The organism is Pectinatus sottacetonis (genome assembly GCF_015732155.1).
GTDB classification, from domain to species: domain Bacteria; phylum Bacillota; class Negativicutes; order Selenomonadales; family Selenomonadaceae; genus Pectinatus; species Pectinatus sottacetonis.
In genome coordinates this window covers 1,064,406-1,079,132 of sequence record NZ_WIQK01000001.1, presented here as the reverse complement: position 1 = coordinate 1,079,132, position 14,727 = coordinate 1,064,406, and the positions used below count along the sequence as shown (strand labels likewise).

Sequence of the window (14,727 nt, the reverse complement as noted above, 5' to 3'; positions counted from 1 at the left end):
ATTCTCCTTATAAATCAATTTCTCGGTCCCATAAATCTGTCACCATTCATATGTATCATATGTTCTGGCATTTCAGCCAACCATACTTCTGTATCCCATGCCAAAGAATCTACAAATTTTTTATATGTTTTAAAATCCCAAAATGCTGTAACAAATATTTTACCAGCTGTCACATTTTGCGTCATAAGCTTAATTTCTTCTATTCGTTTTGGGTCCATGGGGCCAACAGACGTAACTGCCTCAATAAAATATATCCAATTTTTATCTTTGCAGTACAATACTACATCTGGCATTTTGTCATGCTGCGTTATTTCAAACCCTAATTTTTTCAAGACTGTTTCATTTTTAACCAAATCTTTTTTTATAGTGTCCCCTACATACAAGCACTCTGAACCACCTGCAAATCGTGGCGCAAATTCTTCTATAATAGCCTTTTGTAACTCATTATGTTTTCCCGGAGAAAAAGTAAGTTCAATATTATTAATGTTAACTGGCATCTTTTCCCTTTTCTTTTTTGAAGCATACACATTAATAAGCTTTTCATGTACTAATGAAAAATCATTAAAATTATTCTCCCATAATTCACTCTTAAATGATTTTATTAGCGTTAACGTTTCCGGTGTTAAGCGATACCTATAATTAGGACTATTTGTTGGTTTCCCATTATCTTCTATAACAGCTGCTCTTCTAAAATGATGTAAAGCTTGCTTACGAAATGTCTCTCTACTATTTTCAGCATAAGTCATATCATAATGACTATTAGTGAACTGTATAATATCATGTATTCTAAACCATTCATTGGTTGCCATATTCCAATCATCGGATTTTTTTATTTGTGCCAATGCCAACAATGTGTAACAAGCAATATCAGCTTGCTGCCGCTCAGGCATACCTATTGATTCAAGAAACTTTCTCGCTTCTTCTATTTTGTTCATTAAAAAAACTCCCTAGAATTTTATCACAATTTTCTTCTGTTAAATCATTGCTTTTAATAAGTTCGTTTCCTAGTTCTTCAATTTCATTGATTGTTGGTACTGGGATAGAATTAACTTCAGTAGAATTAACCTGTGTAGAGCCATTTAAAATTCTGTAATACATATCATATGCAGTTGAGTTAAATAAAACATAAAGCCCATATACAACACTTTCTGATATGTTATGCTCTTTATTATCAATGAAATTTAGCTTATTTTGCGTACTGATCAATTCATAAAATGGAAACTCATGTGCTAAGTATATTCCACACTGCAGTCTTCGGCTTTCTTCTTTTGAAGTAAATCTTTTAACAAATAGATAATTCCTATTTGGCTGCAACAATCCTGCCTTATCAGTAAAAACATACTCCCCAGTTTTATTTATAGGAAATTCCACTCGTCCAGCCTTTAGATGCTGTGCATAGAATAATGGTACAGTACCTTCTTTAGGTTCATCACACAGTAATTCTCTATTTCTAAAATCAACTGTTAATCCTGTATGCATCTTCAACCCAATACTTGGCAGCGTATCTTTTAAACATCTAAATTTTTCAAGAAGCTTCAATTCTTTTTCATCAGTAATAAGATACACATAATAATCTTTTCCAGAAACTGCTATATTATAAGGCACATTAATAACTTTTACATCATCAAAACTATTATTGGCAGAAGATGTCACCGCTATATTCCCATCATGATTTATACATTTTTTTATTTTTATTATCATGGTTTCTTGAAGAACATTTTCATTTTTAAATACTTTGCTTCTGCTAATAAATAAATGTATATGCTCTATAGTACAGTTGTTCAAAAAATATTCACGAAACTTTTTAAAATAAGCTCCTGATGTCCATGAACGTGGTATTATATATACCATTTCGCCATTGTCTTTTAAGTTATAAAGAGCCATTGTAGCAAAAAGAAAATACATATTAGGAGCACCATAACAAACATCTGGTAACGCTGCTGCTTCCGGGGCTTCCTTTGGTAATTTCTTATAGGGCGGATTTCCTATAACGATATCATATTTTTCTACCGAATCTTCATATGCCAGATTACCTTCTAATCCTAAATACTGGTTTGTAATATAGTTTTCTGTAATAACCCTGTAATTGAATTTAAAGCTCACCTTTTCGTGTATATATGCTAAATTAGTTTGTAATAAACCTAATATTTTTTCATCATTTTCATAACAAGTTAATTCTACAGTATGTATACTATTATTTTGTAATCGTTCAATTAATGCCGCCGATAAAATCCCCGAACCTGTTCCAGCATCTAGTATAGTTAATTTATCCACGTTATTTGGTATATCATATAAACCTGCCATAAATACAGCCGTTTCTTTACTCGTAAAAAATTGGCCATACTTCTTCCGCTCAAGTTTTGGCATTTCTTTTATATATAAATTAGTTTGTTCTACTATATAATCTAACATATCAATTTCCTTTAAACTAATATCATAAAATAAAAAGCCGGACCACAATTACTAAAGTGAACCCCTTTGTCAAGACAGATTTTTTATAAAAATAAGTTATGTTTTTGAAAATTAAATTTTATAAATATCACCTGCCAGATGTGAAATATATTTCCTGTGGGGTATTATAATTCAGGCTTTGATGCAGCCGTTTTTCGTTGTAATATTTCATATATTCATTGATGCCGATACGAGCTTCTCTTGGAGATCTATATTCTCTCGGATACACATTCTCATATTTTACGGTACGCCATAAGCGTTCAATGAAAATATTATCATAGGCACGTCCACGGTGATCCATGCTTATTTTGCAACCAGCATCAATAAAAATCTTAGTGTATCGCGGACTGGTAAAATCGCTGCCTTGATCACTGTTCATAATCGTTGGGGTTCCTATCTGTAAAACAACTGATTTTTTGTCTTAATTTATGGGTTCATTATATATATCCATATGCAGCATCCCTGCCTATTCGTTATCATTCTTTTTATATTTTTTTGGTGTGAATTTTTCTTTTGCCTTTTGCTTTGCTATTACCGCTGATACTTTTAAGCTTTGGGCAATTAATGCTCTAGTCTCATCATCTAGTTCTTCATCACCATTATAGAATGCAACCGCTTCCTTTCCAGCTAGATCGTTTACTAATGCATCTAAAATTTTACTAATATCTTTTTTGTCTTTTTTATTTAATTTAGGTAAATTTTCATTTGATAATTTATCATATTCATCTGATTCACGGCCAAGCAAATAGTCTGTGGAAACATTAAAAATTTCTGCTAATTTAAGAATTATATCACTTGGTGGCGTCCGCTGCCCAAGCTCATAAAACGAAATCATCTTTGGTGTTAAACTAAGAAGATTTGCTAATTCTTTTTGTGTTAAATTTTTTTCAGTACGTAATTCTTTTATCCTTTTGGAAATCATAATTATGCACCTTTCTAAAAATCTGAACAATAAGTTATTTTTATATAATACTACATTTAGTTTTAAATTCCTGTTAACAATGTACTAAAAGTACTGTACTATTAGTACATAAGGAGGTACTAATATTAATAACTTAAGAATCATAAGAGAAGAACAATCTTTTACAAAAAAAGATTTAGCAAATGCTGTAGGGGTAACGGAACGATACATTTCCTTTATTGAACAGGGAACACGTACACCATCATTAGATATTGCAAGCAAAATAGCTAATATCTTTTTATCCTCCAACTGTACTAAAAATACTTTTAATAATAAATCTAAGTCTAAAGAAAAATCTGCTTAAGGAGGTGATCAAATGTTCTGTTGGCGTTGTGGTAAGCAACTATATTCAAACTACAATATCTAGATTTTAATGGATGGCACACCGGTACCTGTTTGCAGAGACGACCATATGTGCCCTGAATCAATAAGAGGCAGCCGCGTGAAACTCAAACTAAAAAGGAAAAGGAATAAAAACTAATCTTTTCATAGAGCTGGTTCTAATGCTTTAAATGGAACTATGGACAAATTTGCTTTTAATATAAGTAATAGCTCAAAAACACCAATAGTAAATACTCATATTCAAAATACTGTGGATAGCAAAAAACTAGAAGGTTTCATCACAACAACTGTAGTTAAGAATAGTAAATTATATAGTCATCTATTTAAACAAAGGTAACCTATTTAGCATAATAACAAATTTTATTGTTTTTTCGCATATAATGCTGTAATTTTTTTACACATTACTGAAAATTTATGTATTTCTTCTACACTCAATGCATCATTTATTATATTCATTATTTCATTTCCAAATTTTTCAACACGATTTAAGAAAAACTTACCTTCTTTGGTAAGCACTATATTATAAACACGTCGGTCATTAACTCTTCTTTCTTGCGCTATGTATTTTTTTTCCAATAAACGCTTTGTTAATTTTGAAATGCCTGATTGTGATATTCCCCTCATTTCAGCAAGTTCTTTTGTTGTTTTCGAACCTTGTTTATCAAGAATATCAATTATATAATATTGCGCTGTTGAAACGCCCTCAACATTAAATTTATTTGAATTTGATACTACCATACATTGAAAAGGAACATAAGCTTCTTCTAATTCTTTTGTCGACATAATATTATCACTCATTTTCATTTATATATTTTCTTAAATATTTTCCAGTCAACGACAACTTACAATTTATTATATCTTTGGACAATCCTGAAAACACAATTTTCCCACCATTATCCCCTGCATATGGTCCTAGGTCAATAATCCAATCAGCTTGAGAAATAATTTCCAAATTATGTTCTATGATTATAATTGTATTATTTTTCGCTAAAATTACATCCATTATAGTCATTAATTTTTTTATATCTGACATATGTAATCCCGTTGAGGGTTCATCAAAAATATAAACTTCTCCGGTGTTTTCAAGTTCTTTTGCTAGCTTAAGCCGCTGTAACTCACCACCTGAAAAAGTATTTAAAGACTGCCCTAATGAAATATATCCGATTCCAACATCAGAAAGCGATTTTAATACTGATACAATTTCTTTTTCATGAAAAAAGTCCAAAGCTTCATCTACTGTCATTTCTAGTATATCAGCAATATTTTTTTCTCTCAATCGATAGGTAAGCACCTCATCAGTATACCGTTTTCCTCTACATTTTTCACATGTTGTAACAACTGTATCTAAAAATGATAAATCTGTATAAGTAACTCCTAACCCTTTACAATTTTGGCAAGCACCTTTTGAATTAAAGCTTAATAAGGATGCTTTAATACCATTGTTTCTAGCAAACAATTTTCTAATAATATCAAAAATCCCCGTAAATGTTGCAATATTAGACCGCTTGGAAGTTTGTATGCTTTTTTGATCTATAATAATCACATTTTTACATAGATCAGTTAATATCCCATTAACAAGAGTGCTTTTTCCTGCTCCAGCAATGCCAGTGACTACAGTCATTACACCTTTAGGAATATTTACAGACACATTTATTAGATTATTCATTCTTGCATTTTTAATATAGAACCAATCTTTTGGCATACGTATATTAGACTTCAATTGAGAGTTATTTCTCAAAAATTTACCTGTAATCGTATTGGATTTCTTCAAACCAAGGACATTACCTTGATATGTTATATTTCCTCCACACTTCCCTGCTCCAGGCCCAATATCAATAACATGATCTGCTATTTCTATCACATCTGGATCATGATCAACAATTACAACTGTATTTCCCTTATCACGTAACAATTTCAAGAGATTGTTAATTTTCCCTATATCATACGGATGAAGTCCTATACTAGGTTCATCAAAAATATATGTTAAGCCTGTTAAACTACTACCAAGTTGATTAATCATTTTTATTCTTTGAGATTCACCGCCTGAAAGTGTAGATGTTTCTCTATTCAAACTTAAATATCCCATACCCATTGATATAATATATTGCAGCCTTTTTGTTATTTCTAATATAATCGCATTAACTTTAATATCAGAAATATTTTTTATAAAATTAAAAAGTGAATCAATATTCATATTCGTACATTCCGCGATATTCTTACCATTTATTTTGCATAACAACACTTTATCTTTTAACCGCATCCCATGGCAATGCTTACATTCTTGTTTTATAACAAAAGGCTCAATAGCTTTTATGTATTTTAGTTTTTCACCATTTTCCTTTTTCAAAAAACTCCGTTCAATTCGCGGTATTATTCCTTCATATAATGAAGTTTTATGCCATTCAGGTGGCGGATTATTTATTTTTATATTATCTCCATAAAGTAGTAATTCTAATTCCTTATCTGTATAGTCGTTTATTTTTTTGTTATTGTCAAAAAAACCTGAATCAGTATACCGGGTTAAACGCCATCCACCTACTTCAAAAGTAGGAAAAAGAATTGCGCCTTCATTTAAAGATTTTTCAAAGTTTAATACCGTTTTTATATCAATAGTTTCTGTTTTTCCCAACCCCTCACAATAAGAACACATTCCTGCAGCATTATTAAATGAAAATACATCTGAATAACCCACAAATGGTTTTCCAATTCTTGAAAATAATAACCGTAACAATGAGTAAATATCTGTAATTGTTCCAACTGTTGATCGAGCATTTCCACCTAACCTTTTCTGTGTAATTATAAAAACTACCGTAAGGTTTTTTATTTTATCAACATCAGGTTTTCCATAACGTGGCATACGTTGCCGAATAAAGCTTGTATATGTTTCATTTAGTTGTCTCTGTGATTCTGCAGCTAAAGTATCAAATACTAATGATGATTTTCCTGAACCAGAAACTCCCGTAAAAACTGTAATTTTATTTTTCGGTATTTTAATATCAATATTTTTAAGATTTTTCTCTCTCGCACCAAATACTTCAATATAATCGTTCATTCATTTATCTCCATTTTATATGATATAGTAAATATATGACTAAGTTAACTATATATTATCATCTAAAAAATATTTTTTCAATAATATTTATTATTGAATTTTAATGAGGTGATTATTTGGGATTCAACAAATATCTTGGCTATGGGTTATCCACTCTTGCATTATATTTTTTAAATAAACGTTCCAGCAGCAAAATGAAATATCGACCGGAGAAGCTGATGCCTTAAAAGTATCTGCACCAGATACTAAAATTGGCAATCCTATTCCTGCTGTTATGGGGCGTTGCCTTATAAAGTCACCTATAATATCATATTTCGGAGATTTCAGGAGTGAAATATATACAGAAGAATACGCTGCCCATGCTAACTTTAATGCATGGCCATTAGTTAGATCACTTATAATGGAATATATTGGAATGACTTTTACCGGACATGGAAAAACAGAAAGTAAGGGCAGGGCAACTTCTGTGTCAAAGAGAGCCCAAAATGGTCAACCTTATGAAATAAACATAAATGATTACAACCTTTTTGGTGGCCCGGATGAACAAGGCGGTTTTGATGGAACCATGCATATTTATCTTGGTGGTAATAACCAAGGCACTGATGCATGGATGGTTAACCAAATGAATAAAGATAGCGTTCAAGAAGATTTGCGCGGTCTACCCCCAGCCTACAAGCCATTTGTGTCTATTGTTGTTCCTACCGCTTATATAGGCAAACAATCTACAATTCCTGAAACATGGATTGAAATGCAAAACATTCCTAATCGCTTAGGTCTTGGTGCTGTTGGCGAAGATGCCAACCCTGCTGAGGTCTTATTTGAACTTCATGTCAATAATGACTGGGGGCTAGGAGAAAGTGAAGAATCCTTAATAAAGATAGGGAAAACACTTTCTGATGAAGGTGTTGGCATTAGTATCCAACTATCCAGCAAAACAGAAGCCAAGGACCTTATTAATAATATACTCACACATATAAATGCTTATAAATTTATGGATACCGCTACTGGTAAAATGTCATTTAAATTGGTTCGTGATGATTATGATCCAGCAACAGCATTTCTCTTAGATATCTCAAATTGCTCAAATGTAGAGTTCACCCGGCCTGATTAGCATGAAACTATAATCCCTGGGCTACCGATGGAACTCGCGGGGGTGATGTATTAAGAGGAAAAGCTAACTGGTATCGCAATCAAAACAAATAAGCCGCTTGCAAATAAATGCAGGCGGTATTTTTTGAGGGAGAAATATGCCCAGATCATATACATTTACTGGTTTGTATACCACCAAAGATAAGCGTTTCAGGATTTATGGGATATCTAAAAGTGAAAAGTAGCTTAATGATATTTCAAAAGTTTGGGAATATGAAATTTGCGTATAGAAATCGCGAATTTTGGTACAAATGATATTATGTAGATACAGTTGGAAAAGACACAAAAGCTATAACAGAATATATAGCAAATCAGCTAAAATGAGATAAGGAAGCAGACCAATTAAGTTTGTTTGATCCAAGAGACCCGTTTACGGGTAGCAAATAAAAGTTGCACGGCTGGCAGGCCAATAAAAAGCGCATTTATGCGCAGCCAGTGAAAAAGGGCTATGTCCGAAAAAGAAAAACCACCCGCTATGCGGGTGAATATTTATTTACATATAAAATTTATTTTAAAACATAAAAAAACCGGTAGGAAAAATCCTATCGGCTATTTTTTAATTTACGAACTTTGCTCCCAGTTTGCTCCCAATAACCTCTTGAACTGATTGCTCCCAAACTTCATAAATCCTTATTTTATAATGGTGGAGACGAAGGGGATCGAACCCTCGACCTCTTGAATGCCATTCAAGCACTCTCCCAACTGAGCTACGTCCCCATATTTATTATTGGTGGAGATGAAGAGGATTGAACTCTCGACCTCACGGATGCGAACCGTACGCTCTCCCAGCTGAGCTACATCCCCACAATCGTCGAAAATCCCGTGACACTGGCTATAATTATAAAACATTAATATATTAATTGCAAGAAAATTATATAATAAATTAGGAAAATTAGATTTGACATTACATGTAAAGCGACTTAATATTTTATCCGACAGGAAAATAAAAAATACTGTGACAGGTATATATAAATACGGTTGTTAAGGGGATAAACAGGATTTGAGTAGATGTGGTGAGTGTTTTAGATGAAAAATTATTATAAGTATGTATATCTTTTAACAGGAATAATTATTGGTTGTTTTATAATGGCAAATATTGTCGGGGCAATTATTGGAAATACACTTTATCTGATGTTTAATAAACAGCATGTTGACCGTTTGGTCCCGGTACTAGCTGATTATTCCCAAAATGTTGACAGAATTAAGAAATATGAAGCAGAGAAAAAATGGGAAAGAGTGACAATAACAACGAATGACGGCTATGTAATGGTAGGAACTTATATAAAAAATTCAGTACCTACAGATAAGGCAGTGCTTGTAATGCATGGCATATATCAAAACAGGTCTATGTCTATTGACTATGTGCCAATTTATCTGAAACTGGGTTTTAATGTGCTGCTCATTGACTTGCGGGGACATGGTGAGAGCAAGGGCCAGATGACATGGGGCAAGAAAGAAGTAACCGATATTGATGCATGGATGGCGTTTTTAAAAAATCAAAAGAAAAACAATATAATAGGAATTCAAGGTATATCTCTAGGAGCATCATATGCTTTGCTGCACAGCGGTTCAAATCCACCGATACAGGCGGCGTTTTATGTTGAGGACAGTGCATATGATGACTTATCGCATATTTATCATGAAAAGTTCAGATCATTTTTGCAGGTACAGAAAAATGACTTTATTATTAATATGTTGTGGTTTTACTGCCAGCTTTCTATGTATTGGCATACCGGTGGAACGATGGCTGAGCTTTCTCCTTTGAGTGCAGTACATAAAGCGAAAAGCCCAATATTATTTTTACATGGGGGGGCAGATGAACTGGTGCCGACAACTTCAATGCAAAAATTATATGATGCCTGCTCATCTTATAAGGAATCACATATTTTTGCAGATTCGCCGCATGCCGTTTCGATTGAGAAAAATCCAAGAGAATATTATGATGTATTAAGAAAATTTCTCTATGACAGCAATATTATTTAGGAAGGAAATAATAGTTTTAATAATATTTGCTTAGTAGCAGTATTTGCTGAATATGGTATATATATGTTGATAAAAATATAGTATAATAAAAACGTTGCATATAATTTAATATAGGAGCTTTTATTAATGAACATGAGTTCTTTGGTAAATAATGAAAAAAAAGGTTTAATAGAACAATGGTTTAACGAAAATAGAATAGTTGTGGGCTTTGCAATAGGGTTTATTGCTGTTTATTTAATATTTGCGCTGGCTATGCAGTCAAAATGGTATACAGTTATGCAGATAAAGTTTGCTTATAGAAACAATAACGTTGATATACTGAACCGTTATATTGATATTCCTTCGATAGTAGGCGGTTGTTATGATGATGTTACGGGCGATTTGTTTTCTGGTGTGAATATGAAAGCACAGGAAAAACAAACATTCAATCAATTTTATAAGTTGATTAAACCAGCTGTTTGTCAAGGAACAGTAAATATAGTAAATGAATATATGACAGAAAATAAATGGCTGCCGCCAAGGGGATCATCAGTATTAAAAGGCAGGGAAATGGGAATTGATTACGAAGAACTGTTGGAACGCTCGCTTGTAAAAGATACTTTGATAAAAAAGATAGGCCGCGCGGAAACGAATAAAACAGGGCAGACGATCTTACCGATACTGGTTGTTGACCGATATACGAATACAGAGTTCACTCTACAATTTTTATTAGAAAAAGATAAAAGTTATGTTTGGAGAATAGTAAAAATCATTAATTACCATGATTATTTGGTACATGTGCGTGATTTATGTGCAGGTGATATTTCTGCTTATATAAATGGAACACAAATGAGAATTACGCAGTACAATACTTATTTTCGTAGGCTTCAGGGACAGTTTTCCCTTTTGGCGGAGAACATCAATGAAACAACTCCTGCCATAGAACGCACTAAAGTAAAAAATTTCATCCTGTACAAAATAATTCCGGCTTATCGGGACAGGGAAAATTATTTACAAATGGTAAATGTTCCCTCAGGCGCATTGCATCTTCATATTCTGCGGATGCAGAGCAATGCAAAAACAATTGAGGCATGGCAGGATTTTGCGGCAGGAATGGGGACAAATGATCCAATGGAGCTTACAAAGGCGGAGGAAAATTATCAGGCAGCATTGGTTTTGGAACAAAAGGTCTGCGACATAATAAAAAAGATGCCGGCTTTATTTATTCCTGAAATAGAATAAAAAATACTGCAACAGCATTAACAGCTGTTGCAGTATTTTTTTATAGGTGTGCAAAAGATGAATACTATTCTTCAATAGGTATACTATTATATTGCTTCGAAAGCTTGTTTTAGATCCCATAGTATATCATCTATATGTTCAGTGCCGATAGACAGGCGGATGGTTGATTTTTTAATGCCGCTTTGTGCTAATTCTTCATCATTCATCTGGGAATGTGTAGTGCTTGCCGGATGGATAACCAGTGATTTCACATCAGCTACATTTGCTAATAGAGAAAATACTTTTAAATTGTCGATAAATTTACGGGCCTGAGCTTCATTACCGTCAATTTCAAAAGTAAAAATAGATATGCCGCCGTTAGGAAAATATTTTTTATATAGTGCATGATCAGGATGGTTGGGCAGGGATGGATGATTTACTTTGGCAACTTTGGGATGTTTACTTAGAAAATCAACAACTTTTAAGGCATTTTCAACATGACGTTCAACGCGCAGGGATAAAGTTTCAGTGCCTTGTAACAGCAGGAATGCATTGAAAGGAGAAATGCAGCCGCCGGTATCACGCAGTAATAAAGCACGGATAAAAACAGCTAACGCAGGAGCTCCTACATCTTTAGCAAAGCTAATCCCATGATAGCTGGCGTTTGCTTCAACGAGCTGAGGAAATTTACCGGAAGCCACCCAGTCAAATTTACTACTGTCCACTATTACTCCGCCTAAAGTTGTTCCGTGACCGCCGATGAATTTTGTTGCGGAGTGGACAACAATATCAGCACCATATTCAAAGGGTTTTACTTGGTATGGTGTAGCAAATGTGTTATCTATGACAAGGGGAATTTTATGGGCATGTGCAATGGCAGCTACTTTTTCTATGTTTATCAGATTGGCATTAGGGTTACCGACGGTTTCAATAAAAACACATTTGGTATTGGTTTTCAGAGCATTTTCAAATACACTTGCTCCTTGTGTAGGATCGACAAAGGTTGTGGTCACGCCATAATCTGGCAGGGTATGTTCAAGTAAATTATAAGTTCCACCATAAATCGTTGTGGCAGCAACAATATGGTCGCCTGAATGGGCTAGTGCCTGAAGAACATAATTTATGGCAGCTGCACCTGAGGCTACAGCTAAAGCAGCTACACCCCCTTCTAAGGCGGCAATGCGACGTTCAAAAATGTCCTGGGTAGTATTAGTCAGGCGCCCATATATGTTGCCGGCCTTTCTGAGTCCGAATAAATCACTTGCTTCCTGACTATCCTTAAATACATATGATGTTGTCTGATAAATGGGGACAGCACGGGAAGCTGTTGCTGGATCAGCTTCTTCCTGGCCGACATGCAGCTGTAGTGTTTCAAATTTGTATTGATGCTCATTCATATTGGATAACCTCTTTCTATAAGACTGATATATTTAATTGACGCTATTGCCATGCATATAATTATAATTTTCAATTCATATTGTGTCAATAATAATTTGTAAGTTTGTATCATGAACAGCAATGGATTAATATCGTTCAGGAAAGAAAATACGACCGATTTTTTTGTCAGGTGATTTGGTAAATATACTTCCTAAGATAAAAACAATGGCACCAATGCCTATACCTATTACTATGTTGTGGAAGGATGAAATTTTTATACCGAAGGCCATTGTCAGGCAATATGCGGATAATCCGCAGATAAGGGAAGAGATAGCACCGGCAGCATTTGCTCTGTGCCAAAAAAAGCCAAATATAAGGATCCAGAAAAAAGCTGTTTCCAGACCACCAAAGGCAAAGAGGTTTATCCATACAATTATATCAGGTGGTTTTATTGCCATTAGAACAGTTATAATACCCATTATAGCGGTCACTGAAATACTTATGCGGCTGATAAATTTTTGGTTATTACTCCGGTTGTTATCTTTGGTATAAAAGAGATAAATATCTTTTATTATTGCTGAAGACCCAGCAATAAGCAGAGAAGATATAGTTGACATTGTTGCTGCTAATGGACCAATTATAGTAAGTCCTGCCAGCCATGGATTCATGTAATTGGCAATCAGCATAGGAATTATTTTGTCGGTAGTACCACCGAGCTGCGATAGCGGCTGTGTGATCACGCCGCGTGCTAATACACCTAAAAGAGGCATTCCTACCATCATGGCACCACAGACAATGGTGCCAATTATCATTGCTTTGTGAACGGATTGTGTGTCTTTATAACTTATACAACGTACGGCAGACTGAGGAAGCCCAATAGTTCCTATGCCGCACAATATCCATTGGCTCATTAACAGGGGAATGGAGACAGTGCCGCTGGCGGTAGGGGATAGCATGTCGATATTGTTTTTATCATTGGAAAAAACTTGTATAGTATGCATTATATTGGCAAGACCTGCGCCTTTTTGTAAAATGGCATAGGCCAGAAAAAACATGCCCAGCAGCATCATAATAGCACATATTGTATCAGTTATTGCTACTGTCTTAAAACCGCCAATTGTTGTATAGATAATTACAACGGCAGCAAAAAATATTAATCCTGTGGTATAGTTCATACCGGTCACGGCAGCAAAAATTTGTGCGCCGCCGATAAATTGGGCAATCATTTGTGTTGTAAAAAATACTAATAAGACCAAAGCACATAAATTGGCGAGTGTATTTGAGGCATAACGGTATCGGATAAGGTCGATAATTGTCACAGCATCTATTTTACGGGCAACAAGAGCCATTTTTTTGCCCAGTATGCCTAATATAAGATAAGCAGCAACTATTTGCACGGAAGCGAATAATACCCAGGCAAAGCCTTTCTGCCAGGCAACACCGGGACCACCGACAAATGAACTTACTGATCCATAAGTGGCAATTAATGACATCGCAAGGACAAATCCATTTAGGCTTCTGCCACCGATAAAATATTCTTTGGAAAAATTTATATTTCGTTTAGTTTTTTCCTGTTGTTTAAGGTAAAAGCTTATACTTAAAAGCAATAAGAAAAAAATAGCAGAAGGAATTAATATAGTGAAACTACGCATTTTTTTTATTCACCTCTTTATTTGAGGTATCTTCATCATCAAGGTTGAAATTGAGAAAAAATTTTTTTACGGCGAAGGTAACGAGAATTATTGCTAAAATATAAGTACCTATGCATGAACCTATAAACCATAAAGGCATATTAAAAAACATTGTTTCTTTACTTACACCAAAAGCCGTAAGCCACCAAAAAGCTATGATGACAGCAGTTATTATACATGTTATACGGGCTTCGCGATTAACTTGAGTGAATTTTTCCTTATAAGAAAGTTTTTTCATGTGGTAAAAACAGCTCCTTTAGTACTTGATAAAATAGAATTTTTGTTCGTTCTCAGATGCTTCATGACAAAAAAATACATGCCATCGACAGAAATATCGCTAGGCATGTTTAATGATTTTTAGACAATAATATGACTCCTTTCTGTCTTAGTCGGTAAAGATCCAAGCAGATATAACGGTTATAAGAAACCACTAATACATAATGGATAAAATGTTTATTATCGTTGTCAGTATAGCTTTTATTAGTGTATGATAGTTGTATAATATACTCATGAAAAATATT

At 34.0% G+C, this 14,727-nt stretch carries 12 protein-coding genes, 2 tRNA genes and 2 pseudogenes; 5 read left to right on the top strand and 11 right to left on the bottom strand.

The window, feature by feature from the left end:
• Positions 1-14: 14 nt before the first annotated feature.
• The 4 genes and pseudogenes from I6760_RS04975 to I6760_RS04960 form a co-directional block, all read right to left on the bottom strand.
• Positions 15-935 carry a BsuBI/PstI family type II restriction endonuclease gene (locus I6760_RS04975; protein WP_196593353.1) on the bottom strand — a complete coding sequence of 307 codons (921 nt, stop codon included), beginning with the start codon at positions 933-935 and terminating at the stop codon, positions 15-17.
• Positions 901-2,412, bottom strand: coding sequence for an Eco57I restriction-modification methylase domain-containing protein (locus I6760_RS04970; RefSeq protein WP_196593352.1), 1,512 nt, complete (start codon positions 2,410-2,412; stop codon positions 901-903). Before I6760_RS04970 ends, I6760_RS04975 begins: the two co-directional genes overlap by 35 nt.
• A 142-nt stretch (positions 2,413-2,554) precedes the next feature.
• Positions 2,555-2,845 (bottom strand): annotated as a pseudogene (locus I6760_RS04965) (transposase); the annotation flags it as partial.
• Positions 2,846-2,917: 72 nt separating this feature from the next.
• Positions 2,918-3,373, bottom strand: coding sequence for a helix-turn-helix domain-containing protein (locus I6760_RS04960; RefSeq protein ID WP_196593350.1), 456 nt, complete (start codon positions 3,371-3,373; stop codon positions 2,918-2,920).
• A 124-nt stretch (positions 3,374-3,497) separates the two neighbouring features.
• Between I6760_RS04960 and I6760_RS13045 the strand changes: the two genes are divergently transcribed.
• On the top strand, positions 3,498-3,716 hold the full coding sequence (locus I6760_RS13045) for a helix-turn-helix transcriptional regulator (protein WP_196594778.1): 219 nt from the start codon (positions 3,498-3,500) through the stop codon (positions 3,714-3,716).
• 398 nt (positions 3,717-4,114) lie between these two features.
• On the opposite strand, the gene I6760_RS04950 is transcribed toward I6760_RS13045, so the two are convergent.
• Positions 4,115-4,558, bottom strand: coding sequence for a MarR family winged helix-turn-helix transcriptional regulator (locus tag I6760_RS04950; protein ID WP_231036097.1), 444 nt, complete (start codon positions 4,556-4,558; stop codon positions 4,115-4,117).
• Positions 4,545-6,806, bottom strand: a complete 2,262-nt coding sequence (locus I6760_RS04945; RefSeq protein WP_196593349.1) for an ATP-binding cassette domain-containing protein — start codon at positions 6,804-6,806, stop codon at positions 4,545-4,547. The genes I6760_RS04950 and I6760_RS04945 overlap by 14 nt, the downstream gene beginning before the upstream one ends.
• A gap of 274 nt (positions 6,807-7,080) precedes the next feature.
• On the opposite strand from I6760_RS04945, the gene I6760_RS04940 reads away from it, so the two are divergent.
• Complete coding sequence (locus I6760_RS04940; RefSeq protein ID WP_196593348.1) at positions 7,081-7,917, top strand: hypothetical protein; 837 nt, start codon at positions 7,081-7,083, stop codon at positions 7,915-7,917.
• Between the two features lie 125 nt (positions 7,918-8,042).
• A pseudogene (gene tnpA / locus I6760_RS04935) lies at positions 8,043-8,342 on the top strand (IS200/IS605 family transposase); the annotation flags it as partial.
• A 254-nt stretch (positions 8,343-8,596) separates the two neighbouring features.
• Here the strand turns inward: tnpA and I6760_RS04930 are convergent.
• Positions 8,597-8,672 (bottom strand) — tRNA-Ala (locus I6760_RS04930).
• A gap of 11 nt (positions 8,673-8,683) precedes the next feature.
• Positions 8,684-8,759 (bottom strand) — tRNA-Ala (locus tag I6760_RS04925).
• 222 nt (positions 8,760-8,981) lie between these two features.
• Here I6760_RS04925 and I6760_RS04920 point away from each other — a divergent pair.
• On the top strand, positions 8,982-9,938 hold the full coding sequence (locus I6760_RS04920; RefSeq protein ID WP_196593347.1) for an alpha/beta hydrolase: 957 nt from the start codon (positions 8,982-8,984) through the stop codon (positions 9,936-9,938).
• 126 nt (positions 9,939-10,064) lie between these two features.
• Positions 10,065-11,159 (top strand): hypothetical protein, encoded by a 1,095-nt coding sequence (locus I6760_RS04915; RefSeq protein WP_196593346.1) that lies wholly within the window; start codon positions 10,065-10,067, stop codon positions 11,157-11,159.
• A gap of 86 nt (positions 11,160-11,245) precedes the next feature.
• On the opposite strand, the gene I6760_RS04910 is transcribed toward I6760_RS04915, so the two are convergent.
• The 3 genes from I6760_RS04910 to I6760_RS04900 all read right to left on the bottom strand — a co-directional run bounded on the left by I6760_RS04910 (position 11,246) and on the right by I6760_RS04900 (position 14,444).
• The gene (locus tag I6760_RS04910) at positions 11,246-12,535 is read right to left on the bottom strand and encodes an O-acetylhomoserine aminocarboxypropyltransferase/cysteine synthase family protein (RefSeq protein ID WP_196593345.1); all 1,290 of its coding nucleotides are present in this window, start codon (positions 12,533-12,535) and stop codon (positions 11,246-11,248) included.
• A 126-nt stretch (positions 12,536-12,661) separates the two neighbouring features.
• Positions 12,662-14,167 (bottom strand): sodium/pantothenate symporter, encoded by a 1,506-nt coding sequence (panF, locus tag I6760_RS04905; RefSeq protein ID WP_196593344.1) that lies wholly within the window; start codon positions 14,165-14,167, stop codon positions 12,662-12,664.
• Complete coding sequence (locus tag I6760_RS04900; protein WP_196593343.1) at positions 14,160-14,444, bottom strand: YhdT family protein; 285 nt, start codon at positions 14,442-14,444, stop codon at positions 14,160-14,162. Before I6760_RS04900 ends, panF begins: the two co-directional genes overlap by 8 nt.
• Between the last annotated feature and the right edge of the window lie 283 nt (positions 14,445-14,727).